This window comes from Streptomyces echinatus (assembly GCF_014203595.1).
GTDB lineage: Bacteria > Actinomycetota > Actinomycetes > Streptomycetales > Streptomycetaceae > Streptomyces > Streptomyces echinatus.
The window spans coordinates 171055-196467 of the sequence record NZ_JACHJK010000008.1 but is presented as its reverse complement, the minus strand read 5'-3'; the positions used below and the strand labels follow the sequence as shown (position 1 = coordinate 196467).

Below are 25413 nucleotides of genomic sequence, written 5' to 3'. Positions count from 1 at the left end.
CATCCTCGGAGGGCGATGCGTCACACTCAGGTCGCCTCCGGTGACCGTTCCGTCTCTCCCGTGAGCAGCCGCTCCAGTGCGGCCCGGTCCGGCAGCCCGGCGGGCCGTACGGCCTCGCCACTGCGCACGTACAGGAAGGTGGCGGTGACCGACTCGGGCGGCACGCCCTGCTGCTCGGCCCAGGCCAGCCGGTACACGGCGAGCTGGAGCGGGTCGGCGGCGCGGGTGCGGCCGGTCTTCCAGTCGACGATCTCGTACGTCGTCCCGTCGCTGTCGCCGTGCCGGTAGACGGCGTCGATGCGGCCCCGGACGACGCGGCCGGCGAGGGTGAGCTGGAAGGGGGCCTCGACCCGGTACGGGGTGCGCCGGGCGTACTCGGTGCGTTCGAACGCCTCCTTCAGGGCTTCCAGGTCGTGTTCGTCGGCGATCTCGGCGTCGCCGCCGGGCAGCTCGTCCGGTTCCAGCAGGGGCAGGGTCAGCTCTTCGAAGCGGGCTTCGACCCAGGCGTGGAAGCGGGTGCCCCGGCGCGCGGCCGGTTGCGGGGGGCGTGGCATGGGGCGCGCGAGTTCCTGCGCGAGCCCGTCCGGGTCCTCGGCGAGGCGCAACAGCTGGGTCGCGGTGAGCGTGGCGGGCAGGGGGACGTCGGTGACGGTCTGCCGGGCGCGCAGCAGCTCTCCGGTGAGCGCGTCGAGGTCGCGGTCCCAGGAGGCGACGGTACGGGCCTCCTCGGGGGTGAGGGAGGCCGGGGCGTCCGTGGACCGCGGGCGGCGCCGGGGGGCGGGCGCCTGGTGCGGGACCGTGGGCCGCGCGGCGTTCCGGTCGTCCCAGCCGGCGGGGTCGGGGCCGGGGACGGCCGGGTCGTCGAGGGCCTGGTCGTCGGGGGCTGGGTCGTCGGGGGTCGGCCCGCCGAAGTCGTCGCCGTACGGAAACTCCTCCTCGTCGGGGAAGTCCTCGTACGGTTCCTCGCCGTACCGCTCCTGGCCGTACGAGTCATCGCCGTACGGGTCGTCGCCGTACGGGTCGTCGCCGTACGGGTCGTCGTCCGGCGGGACGGGCCAGTCCGGGTGCTCGTCGCCGGCCGGGTCGTGCAGGGCCGGGCCGGGGCCGTCGGGCCGGGTGGCGAGGGCGTCCAGGTGGGCGAGAACGGTCTCGGCGGCGGCACGCCGGCGGGCCAGGGCGGCGGCGTCCAGCGGGAGGGGCCACACCTGGTCGGCGACGTCCGCGTGCAGGGCCGGGTTCTCCGCGTCCTCGGCGGGCTCGTCCGCCCATGCCTCGATCTCGCCGTGTCCGGCGGCGCAGTGGTCGTACAGCGCCCGGAGGAAGTCGGAGGGGCCGCGCGGCTTCTTCTGGCTGGGCCCCCACCAGTGGCCGGAGCCGAGCAGGAGTGAGCGGGGGCGGGTGAAGGTGACGTAGCCGAGTCGGAGTTCCTCGGTGTGCTGGTGGTCCTTCATGGCCTCGTGGAAGGCCTTCATGCCGCGCGAGTCCCAGCTGTCGACGTCGGGCAGGGTGTCGGAGTCGCCGCGCAGCGTGTGCGGCACCACCTTGGCCTGTGCGGTCCACTTCTCGCGGCCCTGGGCGCTGGGGAAGGTGCCGGTCACCAGTCCGGGTACGGCCACGACGTCCCATTCCAGGCCCTTGGACTTGTGCGCGGTGAGCACCTTGACGGTGTTCTCGCCGCCGGGCAGGGCGTTGTCGAGCCCCTTCTCGTACTGGGCGGCGGTGCGCAGGAAGCCGAGGAAGGCCAGCAGGGTCGCCTCGCCGTCGCTCGCGGCGAAGGAGGCGGCGACGTCCAGGAAGTTGGACAGGGTCTCGCGGCGGCGGGCGGCCAGCGCGTGCGGGGAGGCCGACAGCTCCACCTCCAGGCCGGTGACGGCGAGGACGCGGTGCAGGACGTCCATGAGCGGGTCGGACAGCGAGCGGCGCAGGTCGCGCAGCTCGGCGGCGAGGCGGGCGAAGCGCACGCGCGCGTCCGGGGAGAACGGCAGTCCGTCGTCGGCGCCTTCCTGGAAGCCCCCGTCCATCGGCGTCTCGAGGAAGGTGTCCAGGGCGTCCGCGAGCGATATGACCTCGGACGGGTCGACGCCCTCCACGGCCGCCGCGAGCCGGCGGTCGGGGTCGTCCGTGCCGTCCACGCGCGCGTGGGCGACCAACAGACGGGCGCGCCGGCCCAGCAGGGCGAGGTCGCGCGGGCCGATGCGCCAGCGCGGGCCGGTCAGCAGGCGCACCAGGGCGGCGTTGGCGCCGGGGTCCTGCAGCACCTCGCAGACGGCGACGAGGTCGGCGATCTCGGGCAGGTGCAGCAGCCCGGAGAGGCCGACCACCTCGACGGGGACGTCACGGGCGACGAGGGCGCCCTGGATCTCGGCGAAGTCGGTCGCGGTCCGGCACAGGACGGCGATCTCGCCCGCCGGCGTGCCGGTGCGCACGAGGTGGGCGAGGGAGTCGGCGATCCAGTCGATCTCCTCGGCGTGGGTGGGCAGCAGGGCGCAGCGGACCGTGCCGTCGTGCTCGGCCCCGGGGGCCGGGCGGAGGGCCTCCACGCCCGCGTGCATGGCGCGCAGCGGCGCGGCGAGGCCGTTGGCGAGGTCGAGCAGGCGCCCGCCGCTGCGGCGGTTCTCGCTGAGCGCCTGCCGGGTGGCGGGCCGGCCGTCGGAGCGGGCGAAGTGGTCGGGGAAGTCGTCCAGGTTGGCGACGGAGGCGCCACGCCAGCCGTAGATGGCCTGGCAGGGGTCGCCGACGGCGGTCACCGGGTGACCGGTGCCACCGCCGAACAGGCCGGCCAGCAGGACGCGCTGGGCGACCGAGGTGTCCTGGTACTCGTCCAGGAGCACCACGCGGAACTCCTCGCGCAGCAGGCGGCCCACCTCGGGGATGCGGGCGAGGCGGGCCGACAGGGCGATCTGGTCGCCGAAGTCGAGCAGGTCCCGCTCGCGTTTGGCGGCCCGGTAGCGCCGGACGAGGTCGGCGAGTTCCCGGCGGGCCGCGGCCGTCTCCGGGACCTTGCGCAGATCGGCGTTGGTGAGCTTGGCACCTTCCAGGGTGCGCAGCAGGCCGGTGTCCCAGGTGCGCAGTTCCCCGGGGTCGACGAGGTGTTCGGCGAGCTCGGAGTCGAGGGCGAGCAGGTCGCTGACGAGGTCGGCGAAGGACCGGGTCAGCGCCGGGTACGGGCCGGGGGCCGCGCGCAGCACCCGTGCGGCGAGCTGGTAGCGGGTGGCGTCGGCCAGGAGGCGTGAGCTGGGCTCCAGGCCGAGGCGCAGGCCGTGGTCGGTGAGGAGGCGGCCGGCGAAGGAGTGGTACGTCGAGATGACGGGCTCGCCGGTCGGGTGGTCCGGGTCCGGCCGGACGGGTTCGGCGCGGGAGGCCGTCGGCGGCGTGTGGGGGTCGGGGGACGGAAGGGCGTCCGGGTCGGTGACGCCGGCCTTGATCAGTGCCTTGCGGACGCGTTCGGCCAGCTCGCCGGCGGCCTTGTTGGTGAAGGTCAGGCCGAGGACCTGTTCGGGGGCGACCTGTCCGGTGCCGACCAGCCAGACCACGCGGGCCGCCATCACGGTGGTCTTGCCCGACCCGGCGCCGGCCACGATCACCTGGGGGGCGGGCGGCGCGATGATGCAGGCCGTCTGCTCCGGGGTGAAGGGGATGCCGAGGAGCTCCTTGAGCTGCTCGGGGTCGCTGATTCGGGCGGGCATGTCGGAAAAGGCTAGCGGCGAGGACTGACAACCGGAGCCCGGCCGGCCGTCCGGTGTGAAAGAAGCGCAGGTCAGCCCGTGTGGTGCCGTACGTCACCCTGGCCGCGGGCACCTCGCCGTACGTCACCCTGGCCGCGGACACCCGGCGCGGACGCGTCGCCCCGGCCGGGGACGGCGCTCGGCGCCGCCTCGGAACGCGCCGGGCCGTCTCACTCCACCACGTGCCGGCCCTCCGGCCGCGCGCTGCACGAGGCGCGGAAGGCGCAGTGCGTGCAGTGCTGGCCGGTGCTGGGCGTGAACCGTTCGTCCAGAACCTTTCCGGCGGCGGTGGCCAGCAGGTCGCCGACCCACTCCCCGCTCGGCGGCTCCTGGGTCTGCACCTTGGGCACGCCGTCGCCCCCGTCGCGCTTGGCGGCGCCCTGTCTGAGGTGGACCAGTTCGGCGCCGCCCGGTTCGGGGCGTACGCCGTCGAAGGCCGTGTCCACGGCGCCCTCACGGACGGCGAGCTGGTAGACGGCGAGCTGCGGATGCCGTTCCACCTCGCGCGCGGTGGGCGCCTGCTTGCCGGTCTTGAAGTCGACCACGTAGGCCCGGCCCTCGGCGTCCGTCTCCACGCGGTCCATCTGGCCCCGGATGCGGACCTGGTAGCCGCCCGCTTCGAGGGTGACGTCGAAGTCCTCCTCGCTGGCCACGGGGGTGCGGCCGGCGCGGTCCAGCACGTGCCAGTTCAGGAAGCGTTCGAGCGCCACGCGCGCGTTGCCCTTCTCCTGCTCCGACTTCCAGGGGGCGTCGAAGGCGAGCGCGTTCCACACCGAGTCCAGGCGTTCCATGAGGACGTCGAGGTCGGCGGGGGTGCGGCCGGAGGCGACCTCGTCGGCGAGGACGTGCACGACGTTGCCGAAGCCCTGCGCGGTGGTGGCGGGGGCGTCGGCCTTCACCTCGCGGCCCAGGAACCACTGCAGCGCGCAGGTGTTGGCGAGTTGGTCGAGCGCGCTGCCGGAGAGCACCACGGGCTGGTCGCGGTGGCGCAGCGGCACCTTGCTCTCGGTCGGCTCGAACATGCCCCACCAGCGGTAGGGGTGCGCGGACGGCACCAGCGGCCGGCCGTCCTCGTCGGCGAGCCCGGCGAGCCGGGCGAGCCGGCGGGCGGCGGCCTCGCGCAGGGCGGCCGACGCGCGCGGGTCGACCGTGGTGGCGCGCAGTTCGGCGACGAGCGCGGCGACGGCGAGCGGGCGGCGGGGGCGCCCGGTGACGTCCTTGGGTTCGACGCCGAGCTCGGTCAGGAACCGGGACGGCTGGTCGCCGTCGTCGGCCGGTGCCTTGACGGCGGTGACGACGAGCCGGTCACGCGCGCGCGTGGCGGCGACGTAGAACAGGCGGCGCTCCTCGGCGAGCAGCGCGCCCGGGGTCAGCGGCTCGGCGAGTCCGTCCCGGCCGATGCGGTCGGCCTCCAGCAGGGAGCCGCGGCGCCGCAGGTCGGGCCACAGTCCCTCCTGGACACCGGCGACGACGACCAGCCGCCATTCCAGGCCCTTGGAGCGGTGCGCGGTCATGACGCGGACGGCGTCGGGGCGTACCGCGCGGCGCGTGAGGGTGTCGGCGGCTATGTCCTCGGCCTCGGTCTCCTCCAGGAAGTTCAGGGCGCCGCGGCCCCCGGTGCGCTCCTCCGCGCGCGCGGCGGTGGCGAACAGCGCGCACACGGCGTCCAGGTCCCGGTCGGCGTTGCGGCCGGCCGCGCCGCCGCGCCGGGCGGCCCGCTCCAGCCGCGAGGGCCACGGTGTGCCCTCCCAGAGGTCCCACAGGGCCTCCTCGGCCGTTCCGCCGCCCGCGAGGCGCTCGCGGGCCTTGCGCAGCAGCGCGCCGAGGCGCTGTGCCCCGCGCGCGTACGCCGGGTCGTGCACGGCCAGCCGTTCGGGCTCGGCGAGCGCGCGTGTGAGCAGTTCGTCGGACGGGGGCGGCAGGGGGTTGCCCGCGGCCCGCTCCTCCTCGCGCAGGGCACGCCCGAGGCGGCGGAGGTCGGCGGCGTCCATGCCGGCGAGCGGGGAGGCGAGCAGGGTGAGGGCGGTCTCGGTGTCGAGCCAGCAGCCGTCCGGCACGCGTTCCGCGGCGTCCAGGGCCCGTGCCGCGGAGTCGGCGGCCCGTGCTCCGGCGTCGTCGGCCTCCTCTTCGGACTCGACCGACACGGTGTCGGCGTCGGCGGCCTTCCCTTCGGACTCGACGGACACGGTCTCAGCCTCGGCGGCCTTCACCTCGGGCTCGAGGGGCACCGTCTCGGCGTCGGCGGCCTTCCCTTCGGACTCGACGGCCACCGTCTCGGCGTCGGCGTTCCCCCTCGCGGCATCGGCCGGATCCGCCGCGTCCTCGGTGGACGGTCCGCCGTCGTCGCCGCGTCCGGCCTCGCCCTCGTGGCGCCGCGCCTCCGCCGTGGCCACCGCGCGCAGGGCGGTGAGCAGGGGCGCCACCGCCGGCTCGTGCCGCAGCGGCAGGTCGTCACCGTCGATGTCCACGGGGACGCCGGCCGCGGTGAGGGCCCGGCGGAAGGTCGGCAGGCTGCGGGAGCCGGCGCGCACCAGGACGGCCATCTCGCTCCAGGGGACGCCGTCCTCCAGGTGCGCGCGGCGCAGGATGTCCGCGATGTTGTCCAGCTCCGCGCCGGTCGTCGGGTACGTCTGGACCTCGACCCGGCCGCCGTCCCGTACCGGGGCCGGCTCCCGGTGGGCGCGGACCTTATCGGCGGGCAGCCGGGTCAGCGGCATGCGCCGGGTGATCAGACGGGTCGCGGCCAGCAGGGCGGCGCCGGAGCGGCGGGAGGTGCGCAGCACCTCGACGGGTGCGGGGCGGCCGTCCGCGCGCGGGAAGGCGGCCGGGAAGTCGAGGATGCCGTTCACGTCGGCGCCCCGGAAGGCGTAGATCGACTGGTCGGGGTCGCCGAAGGCGACCAGGGTGCGTCCCTGGCCGGCCAGCGCCCGCAGGAGCCGGACCTGGGCGGGGTCGGTGTCCTGGTACTCGTCGACGTACACGGCGTCGTACTGGGCCGCGAGCCGGGCCGCGGTCTCCGGGCGGCGGGCGAGGAGGACCGCGCGGTGCACCAGTTCCGCGTAGTCGATCACGCCCTGGAGGTCGAGGGTGTCGAGGTACTCGGCGAGGAAGGCGGCCGCGGCCCGCCAGTCGGGGCGGCCGATGCGGCGCGCGAAGGCGTCCAGGGCGTCCGCGCCGAGGCCCAGCTCGCGGGTGCGGGCGAGGACGGCGCGGACCTCGTCGGCGAAGCCACGCGTGGTCAGGCAGGCGCGCAGTTCGTCCGGCCAGCGCACATGGGTCAGCCCGAGCCGCTCCAGTTCGGGCTGGCCGGCGAGCAGCTCGCGCACGGCGACGTCCTGCTCGGGGCCGGAGAGCAGGCGCAGCGGCTCGGTGAACCGGTCGCCGTCCTGGTGGGCGCGGACCAGTGCGTAGCAGTACGAGTGGAAGGTGGTCGCCCTGGGCGCGCGGGCGGCGCCCATGCGCAGGGCCATGCGGTCGCGCAGGTCGACGGCGGCCTTGCGGCTGAACGTCAGCACCAGGATCCGGGCGGGGTCGCCGCCCCGGGCGATCCGCGCGGCCACCGATTCGACCAGGGTGGTGGTCTTGCCGGTGCCGGGACCGGCGAGGACGAGAAGCGGTCCCGTCCGGTGATCAACCACGGCGTGCTGCGCCGCGTCCAGACGAGGGGGATCCACGACGGCCGGCGGAGTACGGACGAGTCGGTAAGCGCCACGGCTTCCCTGCCGCACCGGGGGGTGCGGCAGGCGCCTGGTGGAGGAAGAGGAGCTCACGTGATCGGCCGGTCCTGGTGGTTGTGCTGGTGGGCGGGCGGTCACACGTGCGAGGCGGTGGCCGCGGGATGAGCGGGACACGTGCTGCCGACGCTACGCCGCCGCTCCGGGCGGAAGCAGAGCTTCCGATTCTTCCCTCGCGGCGCTCGCGCCTCGCACGTCCCACCCCTCACGAACGTACGGCATGCCACGGACGTCCCCCGTGTCCCCCGAACGGGCCACAGGTCTGCCCTGGCGGCATCCGATGGCGGAAGCTGTCAGGTGTGACCCTCCGCGTCCGTGCCGCCGTCCCATCGGGCCCGTCGCATGTCGAGCCGCGGCAGGTGCCCCTCCGTGCTCCTGCCCGCCTGTTTCAGCGGTGTGCCCTCCGCGCGGTAGTGGCCGAGCGCGCGCAGCTCGTGTCCGGGCAGCAGCACGCCGTCGGAGCGCACCACGCGCCACCACGGGACGGCGCCGCCGTAGAGGGCCATCACCCGGCCCACCTGCCGCGGGCCTCCCTCCTCCAGCCACTCGGCGACGTCGCCGTAGGTCATGACCCGGCCCGCCGGAATCCGCTCGGCGACCTCGAGGACCCGCTCGGCGTACTCCGGCAGCGCGTCCGCATACGCCTCGCGGGCGTCCTCGGCAGGGCTCTGCTCGCTCATTCACCCCATCCTGCCGCACCCCGCAGGCATCCCGGCGGGGTACGCGGGGAACGGTCCCCTCGCCCCCGGGCGGTCCTTCGGGCAGACTGTGCGCCCGCGCATCCGCACCCTGATGCCCTCGTGGGTCGGTGGGGCATGCCACCATCGTGCGGGCGGTGACTGGTGATACGAGACCAAGATGAGACCACGAAGGAGCAGGGCGTGCACCCCGAAGGAGCGGCGGGCACCCCTGACGCCTCCGCGCGCCCGCACACCGCCCGCGCGGGCGAGGGCGGCGCCGGAGCGCACCAGGAGGACACCGGTCCGCGCAAGGACGACCCCCCGCGCGCGGGGGGAGACGACACGGAGGCCGGCGAGACCGCCGTCACGCGCGCGCGGGACGGCGAGGAGGGGGCGCCCGGCCGCGAGGGAGCGCCCTCCGGGCACCCGCCGGGCAACGACGGCGACCCCCACGCCGAGCAGGTGGAGGGCGACGAACCGCTGCTCCCCGCGCGCGTACACCGTCCCTCCGACCTCATGCGGCTCCTGGTGGGCGTGCTCGCCATCGTGGTGCTGCTCGCGATCGCCGCGTTCGCGCACGGCACCACCTCGGGCCTCGAACAGGACATCAACAAGGGCACCGGGCAGGCCCCGGACCTGCTGATCAAGATCGCTGGGCTGGCGTCCAGCATCGCGATCCTGCTGGTACCCGTGGCCTTCGCGATCGAACGGCTGGTCAAACGGGACGGTCTCCGCATCGCCGACGGCGTCCTCGCGGCCGTCCTGGCCCACGGAGTGACGCTCGCCACCGACCTGTGGGTCGCCCGGGCCGCCCCGGACTCGATCCAGGAGGCGCTCACCCAGCCCTCACCGGGCGACATCCACGCCCTGACCGACCCGGTGCACGGCTATCTGGCCCCCGTGATCGCCTACATGTCGGCCGTCGGCATGTCCCGCAGGCCCAGATGGCGCGCGGTGCTGTGGATCGTGCTGCTGCTCGACGCGTTCTCGATGCTGGTCACCGGCTACACGACCCCGTTCTCGATCATCCTGACGGTTCTGATCGGCTGGACCGTCGCCTACGGCACCCTGTACGCGGTCGGCTCCCCCAACGTCCGCCCGACCGGCCAGAACCTGATGGCGGGTCTCAGGCACGTCGGCTTCCACCCGCTCAGCGCGGCCCGTGAGGACGCCACGGAGTCGGAGACCGGCGACCGGGGCCGGCGCTACTTCGTCACCCTGGAGGACGGCCCGCCGCTGGACGTCACGGTCGTCGACCGGGAGCAGCAGGCGCAGGGCTTCTTCTACCGCGCGTGGCGCAATCTGGCCCTGCGCGGCTTCGCCACCCGCTCCAGCCTCCAGTCGCTGCGCCAGGCGCTGGAGCAGGAGGCGCTGCTGGCGTACGCGGCGATCGCGGCGGGCGCCAACGCGCCCAAGCTGATCGCCACCGCCGAACTCGGCCCCGACGCGGTCATGCTCGTCTACGAGCACACCGGCGGACGCACCCTGGACTCCCTGGCCGACGACGAGATCACCGACGAACTGCTGCGCAACACCTGGCACCAGGTGCAGGCGCTGCAGTCCCGTCGTATCGCGCACCGCAGGCTGGCGGGTGACGCGATTCTGGTGGATCGTTCCGGCAAGGTGATCCTCACCGAGCTGCGCGGCGGCGAGATCGCGGCCGGTGAGCTGCTGCTGCGCATGGACGTCGCCCAGCTGGTCACCACGCTCGGCCTGCGGGTCGGCGCGGAGCGTGCCGTCGCCTCGGCGGTCGGGGTGCTCGGCCCGGACGCGGTCGCCGACTGTCTGCCGATGCTCCAGCCGATCGCGCTGACGCGCTCCACGCGCGCGACGCTGCGCCGGCTGGCCCGGGAGCGGGCCCAGCGCGAACGCGAAGCGGTGCTCGAAGCCTCCCGGCAGGACAAACAGGCCCGTCTGGAAGAAGCCTCCGAGACGGCCCCGCCCGCCCAGGAGAAGCCCGACAAGAAAACGGTCCGCGCCGAGCAGCGCGCGGAGAAGCGGGCCATCGACGAGGCCCTGGAAGAGGCCCGCGAGGAGGATCTGCTCACCCAGATCCGGCACCAGGTGCTGCGCATCAGGCCCCAGGCGCCGGTGGAGCCGGCCCGGCTGGAGCGGGTCCGGCCGCGCACGCTGATCAGCTTCATCGCCGGCGCGATCGGCGCGTACTACCTGCTGACGCAGCTCACCCACATCGAGTTCGGCACGCTGTTCGCGCAGGCCCAGTGGGGCTGGGTGATCGCCGCGGTGCTGTTCTCCGCGCTCAGCTACGTCGCCGCGGCGATGGCCCTGCTGGGCTTCGTGCCGGAGCGGGTGCCGTTCCCGCGGACCGTGGCGGCGCAGGTCGCCGGGTCGTTCGTGAAGATCGTGGCACCGGCCGCGGTCGGCGGTGTGGCCCTCAACACGCGCTTCCTGCAGCGGGCGGGCGTGCGCCCGGGCCTCGCGGTGGCGAGCGTCGGCGCGTCGCAGCTGTTCGGGCTCGGCTGTCACATCCTGATGCTGCTGTCCTTCGGCTATCTGACCGGCACCGAGAAGACACCGTCGCTGTCGCCGTCCCGCACGGTCATCGCGGGCCTGCTGACCGTGGCCGTCCTGGTCCTCGTCGTCACCTCGGTGCCGTTCCTGCGGAAATTCGTCGTCACGCGCGTGAGGTCGCTGTTCGCCGGTGTCGTGCCGCGCATGCTCGACGTGCTGCAGCGGCCCCAGAAGCTCGTCACCGGCATCGGCGGCATGCTCCTGCTGACCGCCTGCTTCGTGATGTGCCTGGACGCCTCCATCCGGGCCTTCGGCGACGGCTCGGTGTCGCTGAGCATCGCCAGCGTCGCCGTGGTCTTCCTCGCCGGCAACGCGCTCGGTTCCGCGGCGCCCACCCCGGGCGGTGTGGGCGCGGTCGAGGCGACCCTCACCGTCGGGCTGATCGCCGTGGGCCTGCCCAAGGAGGTCGCGGCCCCCGCCGTGCTGCTGTTCCGGCTGCTGACCCTGTGGCTGCCCGTGCTGCCGGGCTGGCTGGCCTTCAACCACCTCTCCCGGAAGGGAGCCCTGTGAGCGGCCCCCGCCGGGCGGGGTAATGCGGACGGACCGTGCCCCGCGCGGGCCGGCGTGTCTGCCCGCACGATGGAAGCATGGCGAACCCCTCCAGGCCGCGTGCCGCCGCGCTGATCACCACCGCTGCGCTGCTCTCCGCCGTGCTGGCCGGATGCGGCGGCAGCACCGGGGACGGGGATCTCCCGGCGCAGAAACTGGACTGGAAGGACTGCCCGGCGCCGTCCGAGGCGGAGGGCGGCGGCAGCGCCCCGTCCCCGCTGCCGCACGGCGGCGACTGGCAGTGCGCCACCATGAAGGCGCCGCTGGACTGGAGCAGACCGAAGGGCGACACGATCGACATCGCCCTGATCCGCGCCCGGGCCAGCGGTCCCGCGGACAAGCGGATCGGGTCGCTCGTGTTCAACTTCGGCGGTCCGGGCGGCAGCGGCGTCACCACGCTGCCCGCGTTCGCCGGGGACTACTCCAACCTGCGCACCCGCTACGACCTGGTCAGCTTCGACCCGCGCGGGGTCGGCCGCAGCGCGCCGGTGGAATGCGAGAGCAACTCGCAGCTGGACGTGTACTTCCAGCAGGACGCCGTCCCGGACGACAAGGCCGAACGCGACCAGTTCCTCCAGCGCACCAAGCGGTTCAACGCGGCCTGCGAGCGGAACTCCAAGAAGGTCCTCCCGCATGTGCGCACCACGGACGCGGCCCGCGACATGGACCTGATGCGCCAGGTCCTCGGCGACGACAAGCTGCACTACTTCGGCATCTCCTACGGCACCGAACTCGGCGGCGTCTACGCCCACCTGTTCCCCAAGCACGTGGGCCGGGCCGTCCTCGACGCCGTCGTCGACCCCACGCAGACCCCGGAGCAGGGCGCGCTCGGCCAGACCAAGGGTTTCCAGCTCGCGCTCGACAACTTCGCGAAGGACTGCACCTCGAAGACCACGGAATGCCCGATCGGCGACACCGAGCAGGACGTGAAGGACCGCATCGCGAAACTGCTCGCCGATCTGGAGAAGAAGCCGATCCCCGGCATCTTCCCGCGCCAGCTGACCGAGACGGCCGCCATCAACGGCATCGCGCAGTCCCTGTACTCGAAGGACTTCTGGGAGTACCTCACGGAGGGGCTGGAGCAGGCGTACGACGGCGACGGCAAGATCCTCATGCTGTTGTCCGACTCGTTGAACGGCCGCAGCGAGAACGGCGACTACAGCAACCTCCTGGCGGCGAACACCGCCATCAGCTGCTCCGACGCGAAACCGCGCTACACCACGGACGACGTCCAGCGGAAGCTGCCCGAGTTCCGCGCCGCCTCCCCGCTGTTCGGCCCGTTCATGGCCTGGGGCATGCTCAGCTGCACCGACTGGGCGGTGCCGGGCGCCGCCGACCATCCCGACGTCAGCGCGCCGGGTTCGGCGCCCATCCTCGTCGTGGGCAACACCGGCGACCCGGCCACCCCGTACGAGGGCGCGAAGAAGATGGCGGACGCGCTCGGCGAGGGCGTCGCCGTCGAGCTGACGTACAAGGGCCAGGGGCACGGTTCCTACGACAGCAAGAACAAGTGCGTGCAGAGGGCGGTGGACGGCTACCTGCTGGACGGGAAGGTGCCCAAGAGCGGCGCCGTCTGCTCCTGACGGGTCCCCGACGGCCGACGAAAGGGCAGTTCAGAGGGTTATCCACAGGCCGTCTCGGACCGGGCCGGGGGCGCCTACCATGGCGTGAACGCCCGGCGCGGCACGACGCGGCGGGCCTGTCAGGGGGGTGGGCATGAGGCGATTCCTGCGCTGGACCGCCGCGGTGGCGGCAGGGCTGCTGCTCGCCGGCTGCGGCGGTTCGCCGGACGAGGGCGGGCACGGGGGCGAGGGCAAGGGGACCGGCTCCACTCCCCCGCCGGCGCCGCGATCCACCGCCGCGCCGGGTCCGACGGCCCTGCCGTCCTCCCTCACCTCCCAGCGCCTCGGCTGGGGGCGCTGCGAGGCCACCGGGAACGCCTCCGCGCCGGGTGGCGCATGGCAGTGCGCGACGCTCAAGGTGCCGCTGGACTGGTCCGAGCCGGGCGGCAGAACGATCGGCCTCTCCCTCATCCGCGCGCGGGCGACCGGCGATGACCGCATCGGCTCGCTGCTGTTCAACTTCGGCGGCCCCGGCGGCTCGGGCGTGTCGACGATGCCGTACTTCGAGCAGTCCGTCTCCTCGCTCCACGAACGCTACGACCTGGTCAGCTGGGATCCGCGCGGGGTCGGCGGGAGCGAGGGCGTGCGCTGCCGCGGCGACCGGGAGATCGAGGCCGCCGAGGCGGTGGACGCCACGCCCGACACCCCGGCCGAGGAGAAGGCGTACCTCCAGGACGCCGCCGACTTCGGCCAGGGCTGCCGGCAGGCCACCGGACCGCTGCTGGCCCATGTGTCCACCACCGACACGGCACGCGACATGGACCTGATGCGCCAGGTCCTCGGCGACGACGAGCTGCACTACTTCGGCATGTCCTACGGCACCGAACTCGGCGGGGTGTACGCCCACTTGTTCCCCCGGCAGGTGGGCCGGGTGGTGCTGGACGCGGTGGTCGATCCGACCGCGGACACGGTGGGCCACGCCGAGAACCAGGCCCGCGGCTTCCAGCGAGCCTTCGACGACTATCTCGAGTCCACCGGCCAGGATCACGGCCAGGGCTCGCGGAAGGCGGCCGACCTGCTGAAGCGGCTCGACAAGAAGCCGCTGCCGACGTCGTCGGGGCGGAAGCTGACCGAGACGCTCGCGGTCACCGGGATCATCCTGCCGCTCTACAGCGAGTCGAACTGGCCGAGGCTGACCAGTGCCCTCGAGTCGGCGGAGCAGGGTGACGGCTCGGAGCTGCTGGCACTCGCCGACGAGTACAACGACCGCGACGCCTCGGGTCGCTACGGCACGATGACGCACTCCCAGCGGGTCATATCGTGCCTGGACGAGCGACAGCGGCCGACGCCCGCCGAGACGAAGCGACGGCTGGCGGAGTTCGAGCGGATATCGCCGGTGTTCGGGGACTACCTGGGCTGGGACACGGCGGGCTGGTGCCATGACTGGCCGGTGCCCGGTCAGTACGACACCCCGGAGGTCGGCGCGCCGGGTGCGGCCCCGGTCCTGCTGGTCGGCAACACCGGGGACCCGGCCACGCCGTACGAGGGCGCGCGCAGGATGGCCGACGAGCTGGGCCGGGGTGTGGGCGTCGAGCTCACCTGGAAGGGAGAGGGGCACGGGGCGTACGGCAGTGGCAGCGACTGCGTCGACTCCACGGTGGACGCCTACCTGCTGAACGGAACGGTGCCGAAGGACGGCAAGGTCTGCGGCGGCTGAGGAGTCCACCGTGGGAGCCTCGGTCGTCGCCGTCACGGTTCTGTTCACCGGTCACGAATCAGGGCCGATCGTCCCTTGTCATGGCGTGCGTCGAGGAAAAGACTCGTTCCTGCGGCGGTGCCGCTACATGGGGCGCGCGTCCTTCGGCAATTTCGTCCCGCGGCTGGACGGCGGCATCGGCCGTCTGTCGGACGCATGGAAGGTGCAGGCCGGCCGAGGGTCCGGACCGCTCGCCCCGCCACACGGCACGCCTGAAACCGCGTCGCGCGTTCACTCCCGCGCGGCCGGCATTCCCGCGCGTCTTCCGTTGCGCGAGACAGTGGAATGGAGGGCTGGGCCATGTCAGCACAACGCATTCGACGCCTTCTCGCGGTGTACGCGGCCGGCGTCCTTCTGGCCGGCGGTACCGCTGTCGGCGCGGCCGGGTCCGCCGTCGCCGCCCCCGTTCACGAGTCGTCCTACTCCCAGCACTACAACGGCGGCTGCGACGACTGGTGGCGGTGGAGCCACGGCTGCTACCACGACGGCTATTACCACGACGGCTATTACCACGACGGCTACGGCTACGACGGTTATGACCACGACGGAGGCTACGGCCACGACCACGACGGTTACGGCTACTACGGCCACGACGACGACTACGGCTACGGCCACGACGGCTACGGCCACGACGGCTACGACCACGACGGCTACGACCACGACGGAGGCTACGGCGGCTACTACTACGCCTACGACGAGGGGTATGGCGACTGGTGAGACACCGAAGCCCACGGCATCCGACAAGGTCGGAGCCGTGGGCTTCGTCAGTCCCGCTGGTCGGCGGGACCGGTGGTCAGTAGACCGGCTTGTGCGGTTCGATCTGGTTGACCCAGCCGATGACACCGCCGCCGACGTGGACCGCGTCGGCGAAGCCGGCGGACTTCAGGACCGCGAGGACTTCCGCACTGCGGACACCCGTCTTGCAGTGCAGGACGATCTTCCTGTCCTGCGGGAGGCCCTCCAGGGCGCTGCCCATGAGGAACTCGTTCTTCGGGATCAGCTTGGCGCCCGGGATGGAGACGATCTCGTACTCGTTCGGCTCGCGGACGTCGATGATCTCGATGCTCTCGCCTTCGTCGATCCACGCCTTGAGCTGCTTCGGAGTGATCGTGGAGTCGGCCGCGGCCGCCTGGGCCTCCTCGGACACGACGCCGCAGAAGGCCTCGTAGTCGATGAGTTCCGTGACGGTCGGATTCTCCCCGCAGACCGCGCAGTTCGGGTCCTTGCGGACCTTGACCTGGCGGTACTGCATCTCCAGGGCGTCGTAGATCATCAGGCGGCCGACCAGCGGCTCACCGATGCCGGCGAGGAGCTTGATGGCCTCGTTGACCTGGATGGAGCCGATGGACGCGCACAGCACGCCCAGGACACCGCCCTCGGCGCAGGAGGGCACCATGCCGGGCGGCGGGGGCTCCGGGTAGAGGCAGCGGTAGCAGGGGCCGTGCTCGGACCAGAAGACGGACGCCTGGCCGTCGAAGCGGTAGATCGAGCCCCACACATACGGCTTGTTCAGCAGCACGCACGCGTCGTTGACCAGGTACCGGGTCGCGAAGTTGTCCGTGCCGTCGACGATCAGGTCGTACTGGCTGAAGATGTCCATCACGTTGTCGGCTTCCAGCCGCTCCTCGTGAAGGATCACGTTCACGTACGGGTTGATGCCCTTGACGCTGTCACGGGCGGACTCGGCCTTCGAACGGCCGATGTCGGCCTGGCTGTGGATGATCTGGCGCTGCAGGTTCGACTCGTCGACCTCGTCGAACTCCACGATGCCGAGGGTGCCCACGCCCGCGGCGGCCAGGTACATCAGCGCCGGCGAGCCCAGGCCGCCGGCGCCCACACAGAGCACCTTGGCGTTCTTCAGCCGCTTCTGCCCGTCCATGCCCACATCGGGGATGATCAGGTGGCGGGAGTACCTGCGGACCTCGTCTACGGTGAGCTCGGAAGCCGGCTCGACCAGGGGTGGCAGCGACACGGGGACTCCGTTGGTCGGTCAATCACTACAGTTGTTCTCCCCGTAACACTGCCACGCCCTTCTTCATTCCGAGACACCCGTTCCGACTCGCGAGACGATTTCGTCCCAGTAGCCGGGCATCGTCTCCCAGGGGTCGACGCGTCCGCCCCCGTCGGTGCGGTCCGTGAAGTAGATCGTCGCGGCTCCCTGCCAGCGGGCTATCCGCAGCGCCTCGTCCAGATGCCCCCGGGGCACGCTGTGCACGAAGTGGCAGAACCGGTCCGCGGGGTGGTCGGCGGTCCACTCGGCCACCTGCGACCAGCGGTAGTCGGACCAGGAACCGGCGAAGGTCACGAGCTGGTCGGCGATCTCGGCGTAGCCGGGGTGCGGGTGGCGGCCGTGGCCGAGGACGACGCGGGCGGTGTCGCTGACCGCCCGCAATGCGGTGATCGCACGGCGGACCTCGGGCAGCTCGGTGCGCTCGACGGGGCAGCGGTCCAGCAGGAAGCCGTCGACGCGGTACCAGTCGAGATGCCGGTGGGCGTCGGAGAGCAGGTCGCCGAGGGCGCGGGCGCCGTAGGTGAGGTCCAGGTGGCCCAGGACGCGGACGCCCGCCGCGCGCAGCCGGGCCGCGGCCTCCAGGCAGTGCGGGTCGGGGCGGCTGCCGGGCCCGGCGGCGACGTCGAGGACCACCCAGTCCAGGGGGGTGCCCGGGCGGGCCAGTTCGGCCCACTGGGCGGGGGCGACGAGCGGGTGGGCGTAGCCCGGGACGCCGAGCGCGGTGCGGACGCCGGTGCTGGTGGCGTCGGCGGTGGTGCTGGTCAGATGCGGCATGCCGCCTCCATCCAGATGTCGGCCAGGGATTCCTCGAGGTTGATGCGGGGCCGCCAGCCGAGCCGGTCGCGCGCGGTGCGGACGTCGGCCTGCTGCCAGCTGCCGCAGCCGTCCGGGTAGGGGTACGCCACCTGGCCCGCGTGCTCGGCGTCGGCCCGGGGGTGCCCGATGGCGGCGCGCAGCGGTCCGGGCGGCGCGTCGAGCTCGTGGAGGGCACCGCCGTATCCGGCCACGCGTGCGAGGACGGCGGCGGCGTCCCTGAGGCGCACGGCACGGCCGGAACCGATGTTGATCACGCCCTGTGCGGCGGAGAGCGAGGCGGCGTGCACGGCCCGCGCGACATCGCGTACGTCGACGAAGTCGCGCTGGACGCCGAGGCCGCCGAGCTTGAGTTCGCCGTCGCCGGACTGCATGGCGCGGCGCATGGCCTCGGCGAGCCGGCCGAGCGGGGAGCCGGCCGGGGTGCCGGGGCCGGCCGGCGAGAAGACGCGCAGGACGACCGCGTCCAGGCCGGAGCCGAGTACCAGTTCGGTCGCGGCCAGCTTGCTGACGCCGTACGGGCCGCCGGGGCGCGGTACGGCGTCCTCGGCCGTGGAGGAGCCGGGCTGGCTGGGGCCGTACTCGGAACCGCATCCGATCTGGACCAGACGGGCACCGCAGCCGCTGCGGCGCAGCGCCTCGCAGACGGTGGCCACGGCGACGGTGTTGTGCCGGGTGAGTTCGCGGGCACCGCCGCGGGTCGCGCCGGCGCAGTTGACGACGACCCCGGGGTGGACCGCGTCGAGGAAGCGGGTGAGCGCACCGGGGCTGCCGGTGGCGAGGTCGAAGCGTACGTCGGCGTCGTCGCCGCGGCCGAGCGCGGTGAGCTGGACGGCCGGGTCGGCGAGCAGGCGGTCGGCGACGAAGCGGCCGATGAATCCGTTGGCTCCGATCAGCAGGACTCTCATCGGGCGGCTCCCGGGGTGTGCGCGCCGGTGGTACCGGCCGTTTCGACGTCTCCTGCGGCCGCTCCGGGCGCTCCGGCGGTTCCGGTGGTTCCGGGCGCTCCGGGTCGGGAGGTGGTCATCTGGTCTTCTCCTTCAAAGGGGTGGTGCGGGTGCCCGAAGGCGGTGGGTGGGGCCGGTGGGCGGAGGGTTCACTCGGGTGCTCCCGTGGGGGCGTGGGCCGAGGCCCGGGTGAGGGTGCGGCCCGCGTGCCACAGCAGGGCCAGGGCCGCGGCGCCGCAGGCGAGGGCCGGTACGGCGGCTTCGCCCCAGGCGTCGACGAGGGTCTCGACGGGCACGGCCAGGAAGGCGCAGCCGGGCAGCCGGCCGGCCACCGGCAGGGCCAGGGACGCCGCCTCCACGGCCACCGCGGCACCCAGTGCGAGGGCGGGGGCATGCCGGTGGCGGTGCACGGTGAGCAGGCGGGCGAGGAGGAGCAGGGCGCCGAGGGTGAGGGCCTGCGGGTAGGCCGCGGGCTCGCGCAGGGCGGTGCCGGAGACTGCGAGCAGTACGCCGAGGGCGCTCAGGAACGCGGCGAACGCGCCGAGCAGCAGCGGCCTGGCGGCGGCCGTGAAGTCCTCCAGGCCCCGGCTGCCGGCGAGTCTGCGCCGGGCGCCGGCGGAGAGCAGGCGGGCGGACCAGGCCGCGGGGGCGCAGGCCGCCAGGAGTGCCAGGGCGGGCGCGGTGGTCGTGGGCCAGGGGCCGTCCGGGGCTCCGGTGGGCAGGGCGTCGGGCCCACCCGTCAGCACGGCGCGGAGGAGGCCGTCACCGACGAGGGCGTAGGCGAGCAGCCAGAGCGTCCACGTGCGCGTGCCGATCGCGGTCCGCCACGCGCGCGTGCCGGGCGGGCCGGCGAGCGGGCCGTGGCGCAGGACCGCGCGGACGGCGAGCGCGACGGCGACTAGGCCGGCGGCGGCCACCAGCGGCCGGGTGTCCCCATGGGTGAGGCGCAGCCCGGTCACCGTGGCCGTGCCGAGCGCTCCGGGCAGGAGGGTGAGCAGCAGCCGGCCGAGGCGGACACGGGGCACGGGCAGCGGGCGGGGCTCCGGGCACGGCTCGGCGTGCCGGGGCACGCGCGCGTACAGCTCCTCGGCGAGCGAGAAGACGTCACGGTGGCGGAAGCGGGCGGCCGTCCGGTCGGTGACCCCGTGCGCCTCCAGCCCCGCGGCGATCTCCAGCGGGTCCACCGCCCGCTCACACAGTTCACGGTGCCGGTGCAGCAGGGCCTTCACCGGGTCCACGGACGCCCGCCGGGGGCCGACGGCCCGTTTCCGCCCGGCCGATGGAACCGGCCCCGCGTCGTCGGCGGTGCGGCTGTCCAGTTCGCTCATCGTGCCCCCTCGGCGGTCGCCAGCGGGGTGGCGCGGACCGGGGCCGACGTGGCCCAGCCGGGGATGCCGCGGGGCAGGGCGCGGGCGGTGGAGTCGGTCCAGCGGCCGGGGACGCGGGACTCGGCGGGGGCCGCGAAGGGCAGCGGCTCGCCGGACTCGTCCAGGACGACCCGGCGCACCGGGCTGTGCGAGACGATCTCCAGGTAAATGCCGTGAAATGCCGTGATGTTCTGCTCGACGGTGAACAGTTCGAGCGCCCGGGCACGCGCGGCGGCTCCGAGACGCTCACGGCGCTCGGGGTCGCGCAGCAGCGCCACGCACGCCTCGGCGAGCGCCCGGGGGTTGCGCGGGGGCACGACCAGTCCGGTGCCGCCGATGACCTCCACGACCGCGCCCACGTCCGTGGACACGGTGGCCCGGCCGCAGAACATGGCCTCGACCAGGCCGATCGGGAAGCCCTCCACGACGCTGGAGAGGACGACGACGGCGCCGGCGGCGTACGCCTCGGGCAGCGTCGGGACCTCCGGGGCACCGATCTCCTCGAAGGAGACGGGGTTGTCGCCGACGGCGTGCGCGCCCTCCGCCTCGTCCGGGAAGAGCTGTGCGGCCAGCGCCCGGCAGTGGCCGAGGTAGGCCGCGCCCTCGGCGCCGGAGGGGGCGCCCACGATCCGCAGGCGGGCCTCGGGCTCCTCCTTGCGCACCTCGGCGAAGGCGTGCAGCAGGGACACCAGGTCCTTGGCGGGTTCGACGCGCCCGACCCAGACCAGCGTGTCCGGATCGGCCCGGTCCGGGGACTCGCCGACCTCGGTGAAGCGGCCCGCCTCCATGCCGGGGTACACCGTGCGGATCCGGGCGCGGTCGGCACCGCACCGTTCCTGCCAGCGGCGGGCGTGGGCGTTGCCCGGGGTGAGGATCTCGGCCGCGCGGTAGACCTCGGCGGCGAGCCGGCCGTGGAAGGCGCCGAGCAGGGCGCGGACCGCGGGGGCGGCGGCGTCGGGGCCGAGGGTCAGGTAGTGCGAGCGGAGCCGCACGCCGTACTCGGTGACGAGCAGCGGTACGCCGGAGAAGTGCCGGGCGAGCAGTCCGCAGAGGGCGGCGGGACCGCCCGCGGTGGCGTGGCTGAGGTCGGCCGCGCCGAGTGCGTCGTCGTCGTACCAGTCGAGCGAGAGGGGGCGCAGGGCGCGTTCGAGGTGTGCGGCGACGGCGAGCAGGTCGGGTACGCGCGCCTCGCGCGCCGTGCGCAGCGCACGGGGGGCGCGGCAGGCACGCTCCAGGGTGCGTACGGCCGTGTCGGAGCGCAGGGCGCCGACGAGTCCGCCCTCCTCGCGGGCGAGTTCGGCGAGCCCGTACAGCGCGCTGCCGAAACGGTCCGCCAGGTCACCGGACACGCCTTGGGTACCGGCGGCCCCGTGACCGTCCCCGGCGGGACCGGCCCCGTCGCCCGCATCCGCCCCGAGCCCCTCGGTCCGGACTCCGCCGCGCCCCGGCCCCCCGTGGCCGCCCCCGCCGGAATGGGAACCGGGTTCGCCGGCCGTGCCCGAGGCGTCCCCGGCGCAGACCGCCGCCACCAGTTCCCCGTAGTACTCGGCGAAGCGCCGGCGTGCGCGCCGTCCGTGGGCGACCCCGTCGTCCTCGGCCGTCCACAGCGGCGCGGTCCGCACCCGGCGGACCTGCGGTGGGAGCGGAACGCAGCCGTCGGCCTCCTGGCGCCGGCTGCGGCTGAGCGCGTAGACGTCGAACTCGTGCCGCTCGAGCCCGCGCACGAGCCGGTCGCACCAGAGCCCGGCGTCACCGCTCACATACGGATAGCCACCCTCGGTCAGCAGTCCTATGCGCACGTGTGCACCCCCGTTCTCCCGTCTGGGGAGCCGCCGTTGTCCCGGCGGCTCGCAGCGGGATGAACGTAAGGGGACAAGGCGGTGGTGCGACGGACGGTTGTCCATCGCACCACCAAAAGGGGTGAACGGTCGTAACTTTCGCGTGCGGGTGACGTTCGGTCGCGCTAAGGATCGGAGGGTGATCGCACGATCGCGAAACGTTACGCCACCCGGGTGCGGGTTCCCTGGGCCGGAAGCCCGGCCGCTGCCGGTTCGCGCCGGGCGGCGCGGCGGCGGGCCGCCAGCTCCGGGTCGAGCGCGGGTACGGCGGCCAGCAGCTGCCGGGTGTACGGCTCGCGCGGGCTGTCGTAGACCTCGTCGGCGGGCCCGTACTCGACGAGCCGGCCGCGCCGCATCACCGCGACCCGGTCGCTGACCTGGCGGACTACGGCGAGGTCGTGCGCGATGAAGACCAGCGCCAGGCCGAGTTCACGCTGGAGCTCGCCGAGCAGGGCGACCACCTGCGCCTGGGTGGTGACGTCGAGCGCCGAGACGGGCTCGTCGCAGACGATGACGCGCGGCTCGGCGGCGAGCGCCCGCGCGATACCGATGCGCTGGCGCTGTCCGCCGCTGAACTCGTGCGGGTAGCGGTCGTAGTGCGCCCGGTCCAGGCCCACGCGTTCCAGCAGTTCCGTCACGCGTCCCCGGATGCGTGACTCGTCGCGTTCCCCGCGCGCGCGGAGCGGGTCGGCGATGGACTCGCCCACGCCGCGGCGGGGGTTGAGGGAGGAGACGGGATCCTGGAAGACCATCTGCACGGCCGGGTTCACACCGGTGTGCGGGCGCCCCTCGTAGCGGATGCCGCCCGCGGTCGGCTCCAGCAGCCCCACCAGCATGCGGCCGAGCGTGGTCTTGCCGCTGCCGCTCTCTCCGACCACGCCGAGGGTCTCCCCGCGCCGGACGGTCACGGAGACGTCGTCCACCGCCGCGAACGCGCGCTTGCCGCGCCCGAACTCGCGCCGCACGCCGGTGGCCTCCAGCACGACCTCGTCGGTGGCCGGTGAGCCGGTCCGGCGGGCGTCGACGCGCGGGACGGCGTCGAGCAGCCGGCGCGTGTACGCCTCGGCGGGCTCGGCGAGGACCGCGCCGACCGGGCCGCGCTCGACGGCCCTGCCGTGCCGCATGACGAGGATGTCGTCCACGCTCTCGGCGGCCACGCCCACGTCGTGGGTGACGAGGAGCAGGCCCATGCCGGTCTCCGCGCGCAGCGCGTGCAGCAGATCGAGGATCTGGGCCTGGACGGTGACGTCGAGGGCGGTGGTCGGCTCGTCGGCGATCAGCAGGTCCGGCTCACAGGCGAGGGCCATGGCGATGAGGGCGCGCTGGCGCATGCCGCCGCTGAACTCGTGCGGGCGGGACCGGGAGCGCCGTCGTGCGTCCGGGATCCCGACCCGCTCCAGCACCTCGACGGCACGCGCGCGTGCGGCGCGGCGTGACACGCGCGTGTGGACGCGGTGGACCTCGGCGATCTGGTCACCGATCGCGTAGTACGGGTCGAGCGAGGACAGCGGGTCCTGGAAGACCATGGCGGCCCCGGCCCCGCGCAGCCGGCGCAGTTCCTCGTCGGAGGCCGCCTGGACGTCGGTGCCGGCCACCCGCACCGAGCCGCCGACCCGGGCTCCGGTGCCCCGGTGCAGGCCCAGCAGGGCGCCCGCGACCGTGGACTTGCCGGAGCCGGACTCGCCGACCAGGGCGAGGGCGGCTCCCTTCGCCAGGCTGAAGGAGAGCCCGTCGACGGCGCGCAGGTCACCGAACTCGACGGTCAGGTCCGCCACTTCCACCAGGCTCATGCGAGCACCACCCGTCGGTCGGCCACCGCGTACAGGACGTCCGCGACGGCGTTGGCGAGGACCACGAAGAAGCCGATGACCAGGACCATGCCGACGACCACCGGCAGGTCGACGACCTTCACCGCGTGCACCAGCTCCTGGCCGATGCCGGGCAGCCCGAAGAGGGTCTCGGTGAGGACGGCGCCGCCGACGGCCGAGCCGAAGGTGACCGCGTTGAGGGCGATCACGGAGGCCGTCGCGCCGCGCAGCGCGTGCCGGGCGATCAACGCGCGCTCGGCGACGCCGTACGCGCGGAACGTACGGATGTGGTCCTCGGCCAGCGTCTCCAGCATCGACGCCCGGGTCATCCGGGCGAAGTTGGCCGCCTCGATGAGGGCCAGCGACAGCCAGGGCAGCAGCAGGTTCCACGCCCACTGTTCGGGGTCGTCGGTGAAGTTCACGTACTGCGGGAAGGGCAGCAGCTGCAGTTCGCCGCAGACGACGATCATCAGGACCAGGCCGATGACGAAGACCGGCGTGGCCACGCCCGCCAGCGTGACCGCGGTCAGCAGGCGCTCGGAGAGCCGGCCGCGCCGCCAGGCGGACAGCACGCCCGTGCCGACGCCGACCAGCAGCCAGATCACCATCGCGCCGATCACCAGCGAGAAGCTCACCGGCAGCTTGGCCAGGATGATGTCGGTGACCTGCTGGTCGGTCTGGTACGACTGGCCGAGGCAGGGCGCCGCGCAGTGCTCCACGGAGGTGCCGGTCGAGAAGTCCTGGCCGACGAAGAGCCCCTGCAGGAAGTGCCAGTAGCGCACGTACAGCGGATCGTCGAGATGGAGCTGCTGGGACACCTGGTGGACCTGGGCCGGGGAGCAGCGCGGGCCGCAGGTGATCTGGGCGACGTCGCCGGGGGTGACGTAGAAGACGACGTAGATGATCACCGAGAGCACGAACAGGGTGATCACGGCGCCGGCGATGCGGCGCAGGACGAAGCCGGTGAAGCCGTTCACGCCCGGTCCTCCTTCTTCACCACGGCCGCGTCCGGGGCCGGTACGGCCTTCGCCGCGGCAGCATCGGATCCCGGTACGGCCTTCGCCGCGGCAGCATCGGATCCCGGTACGGCCTTCGCCGCGCGGGCCTCCCGTCTGCGTCCGGTGCCGACGCGCAGGCGGGAGGCGGCGCGCGGGTCGAGGGCGACGCGGACGCCGTCGCCGAGGACGGTCATCGCGAACACGGTCAGGAACAGGGCGAGGGCGGGCAGCAGCAGGTACTGCGGGGCCGCCTGGTACCAGACGTCGGCCGAGGTGAGCATCTGTCCCCAGGAGGGCGTGGGCGGCTTCACGCCGACGCCCAGGAAGGACAGGGCGGCCTCGGCGCTGATGTTCTGCGGGATCAGCAGCGCGGCGTACGTGATGACCGGCGCGGCCAGGCCCGGCAGCAGTTCGCGCACGGCGGTCCGCCAGGTGCTCCAGCCGCTGAGCCGGGACGCGGAGACGTAGTCGAGGTTCTTGAGGGCGAGGGTCTGCGCGCGCACCATCTTCGCCGTCGTGCTCCAGCCGGCGACCAGGGAGATGATCAGCGCGACGAGGACGGGCCGCGGAAAGCCGCTGGGCACGATGGCCAGCAGCGCCAGAGCCATGATCATCAACGGCATCGAGATGAAGATGTCGGTGATGCGGCTCAGGATCAGGTCGACCCAGCGGTTGCCCAGTCCGGCGGCCACGCCCATGGCGACGCCGAGGACGACCTGCACCAGGGTGGCGCCGAGCGACACGCCGAGCGAGACCCGTGCGCCGTAGACCAGCCGGGCGAACATGTCGCGTCCGGTCTGCGGTTCGACGCCCAGCCAGTGGTCGGCGCTCGCGCCGCCGAAGGAGCCGATGGGCACGCCTCCCCGCGCGGAGTCGATCAGGGTGGGGTGGTAGGTGGTGGGGTCCTGGCCCTCCAGGGCGGTGAGCAGCGGCGCGGCGAGCGCGACCAGGACGAGCAGCGCGACGACGGCCGCGGCGACCAGCGCGGCGCGCTGCGCCCGCAGCCGCCGCCAGAACTGACGTGCCCCCGAGGCCGCCGGGACGGAGGTACCCGTCCCGGCGGTCTCGACGGCGGCAAGTGCCTCGCTCACGG

General features: G+C 73.8%; 15 protein-coding genes. 4 read left to right on the top strand and 11 right to left on the bottom strand.

Going from position 1 to position 25413, the window contains the following annotated elements; all coding sequences use genetic code 11:
- Window positions 1–26 precede the first annotated feature (26 nt).
- From FHS34_RS23100 to FHS34_RS23090, 3 genes are all read right to left on the bottom strand, one after another.
- Window positions 27–3686, bottom strand: a complete 3660-nt coding sequence (locus FHS34_RS23100; RefSeq protein ID WP_184968450.1) for an ATP-dependent helicase — start codon at window positions 3684–3686, stop codon at window positions 27–29.
- A gap of 209 nt (window positions 3687–3895) precedes the next feature.
- Window positions 3896–7495 (bottom strand): ATP-dependent helicase, encoded by a 3600-nt coding sequence (locus tag FHS34_RS23095; RefSeq protein ID WP_184968448.1) that lies wholly within the window; start codon window positions 7493–7495, stop codon window positions 3896–3898.
- 257 nt (window positions 7496–7752) lie between these two features.
- A complete protein-coding gene (locus FHS34_RS23090) occupies window positions 7753–8139 on the bottom strand; it encodes an MGMT family protein (RefSeq protein WP_184968446.1) in 387 nt (128 codons plus the stop codon).
- A gap of 201 nt (window positions 8140–8340) precedes the next feature.
- Between FHS34_RS23090 and FHS34_RS23085 the strand changes: the two genes are divergently transcribed.
- The 4 genes from FHS34_RS23085 (at window position 8341) to FHS34_RS23070 (ending at window position 15255) form a co-directional block, all read left to right on the top strand.
- Complete coding sequence (locus FHS34_RS23085) at window positions 8341–11181, top strand: lysylphosphatidylglycerol synthase domain-containing protein (protein WP_225817569.1); 2841 nt, start codon at window positions 8341–8343, stop codon at window positions 11179–11181.
- A 77-nt stretch (window positions 11182–11258) separates the two neighbouring features.
- Entirely contained in the window at window positions 11259–12803 is a 1545-nt protein-coding gene (locus tag FHS34_RS23080; RefSeq protein WP_184968444.1) for an alpha/beta hydrolase, read from the top strand.
- A gap of 133 nt (window positions 12804–12936) precedes the next feature.
- Complete coding sequence (locus FHS34_RS23075; protein ID WP_184968442.1) at window positions 12937–14499, top strand: alpha/beta hydrolase; 1563 nt, start codon at window positions 12937–12939, stop codon at window positions 14497–14499.
- Between the two features lie 339 nt (window positions 14500–14838).
- The gene (locus tag FHS34_RS23070; protein WP_184968440.1) at window positions 14839–15255 is read left to right on the top strand and encodes a hypothetical protein; all 417 of its coding nucleotides are present in this window, start codon (window positions 14839–14841) and stop codon (window positions 15253–15255) included.
- Window positions 15256–15331: 76 nt separating this feature from the next.
- Here FHS34_RS23070 and moeZ read toward each other — a convergent pair whose 3' ends face one another.
- The 8 genes from moeZ to FHS34_RS23030 all read right to left on the bottom strand — a co-directional run bounded on the left by moeZ (window position 15332) and on the right by FHS34_RS23030 (window position 25411).
- A complete protein-coding gene (gene moeZ / locus FHS34_RS23065) occupies window positions 15332–16510 on the bottom strand; it encodes an adenylyltransferase/sulfurtransferase MoeZ (RefSeq protein WP_184968438.1) in 1179 nt (392 codons plus the stop codon).
- Between the two features lie 63 nt (window positions 16511–16573).
- Window positions 16574–17323, bottom strand: a complete 750-nt coding sequence (locus tag FHS34_RS23060) for a spherulation-specific family 4 protein (RefSeq protein ID WP_184968436.1) — start codon at window positions 17321–17323, stop codon at window positions 16574–16576.
- A complete protein-coding gene (locus tag FHS34_RS23055) occupies window positions 17311–18270 on the bottom strand; it encodes an NAD-dependent epimerase/dehydratase family protein (RefSeq protein WP_184968435.1) in 960 nt (319 codons plus the stop codon). The genes FHS34_RS23060 and FHS34_RS23055 overlap by 13 nt, the downstream gene beginning before the upstream one ends.
- A 188-nt stretch (window positions 18271–18458) precedes the next feature.
- A complete protein-coding gene (locus FHS34_RS23050; RefSeq protein WP_225817568.1) occupies window positions 18459–19637 on the bottom strand; it encodes a hypothetical protein in 1179 nt (392 codons plus the stop codon).
- A complete protein-coding gene (locus tag FHS34_RS23045) occupies window positions 19634–21475 on the bottom strand; it encodes a DUF3492 domain-containing protein (RefSeq protein WP_225817567.1) in 1842 nt (613 codons plus the stop codon). The genes FHS34_RS23050 and FHS34_RS23045 overlap by 4 nt, the downstream gene beginning before the upstream one ends.
- A 200-nt stretch (window positions 21476–21675) precedes the next feature.
- Window positions 21676–23304 carry a dipeptide ABC transporter ATP-binding protein gene (locus FHS34_RS23040; protein ID WP_184968431.1) on the bottom strand — a complete coding sequence of 543 codons (1629 nt, stop codon included), beginning with the start codon at window positions 23302–23304 and terminating at the stop codon, window positions 21676–21678.
- Window positions 23301–24299 (bottom strand): ABC transporter permease, encoded by a 999-nt coding sequence (locus tag FHS34_RS23035; protein ID WP_184968428.1) that lies wholly within the window; start codon window positions 24297–24299, stop codon window positions 23301–23303. The genes FHS34_RS23040 and FHS34_RS23035 overlap by 4 nt, the downstream gene beginning before the upstream one ends.
- Window positions 24296–25411, bottom strand: a complete 1116-nt coding sequence (locus tag FHS34_RS23030) for an ABC transporter permease (protein ID WP_184968426.1) — start codon at window positions 25409–25411, stop codon at window positions 24296–24298. The genes FHS34_RS23035 and FHS34_RS23030 overlap by 4 nt, the downstream gene beginning before the upstream one ends.
- Window positions 25412–25413: the final 2 nt, after the last annotated feature.

Coding starts and splice junctions, on each gene's coding strand:
- FHS34_RS23100 (WP_184968450.1), bottom strand. CDS start 3,686: ATGCCCGCCCGAATCAGCGACCCCGAGCAGCTCAAGGAGCTCCTCGGC.
- FHS34_RS23090 (WP_184968446.1), bottom strand. CDS start 8,139: ATGAGCGAGCAGAGCCCTGCCGAGGACGCCCGCGAGGCGTATGCGGAC.
- FHS34_RS23080 (WP_184968444.1), top strand. CDS start 11,259: ATGGCGAACCCCTCCAGGCCGCGTGCCGCCGCGCTGATCACCACCGCT.
- FHS34_RS23075 (WP_184968442.1), top strand. CDS start 12,937: ATGAGGCGATTCCTGCGCTGGACCGCCGCGGTGGCGGCAGGGCTGCTG.
- FHS34_RS23070 (WP_184968440.1), top strand. CDS start 14,839: ATGTCAGCACAACGCATTCGACGCCTTCTCGCGGTGTACGCGGCCGGC.
- FHS34_RS23060 (WP_184968436.1), bottom strand. CDS start 17,323: ATGCCGCATCTGACCAGCACCACCGCCGACGCCACCAGCACCGGCGTC.
- FHS34_RS23055 (WP_184968435.1), bottom strand. CDS start 18,270: ATGAGAGTCCTGCTGATCGGAGCCAACGGATTCATCGGCCGCTTCGTC.
- FHS34_RS23050 (WP_225817568.1), bottom strand. CDS start 19,637: ATGAGCGAACTGGACAGCCGCACCGCCGACGACGCGGGGCCGGTTCCA.
- FHS34_RS23040 (WP_184968431.1), bottom strand. CDS start 23,304: ATGAGCCTGGTGGAAGTGGCGGACCTGACCGTCGAGTTCGGTGACCTG.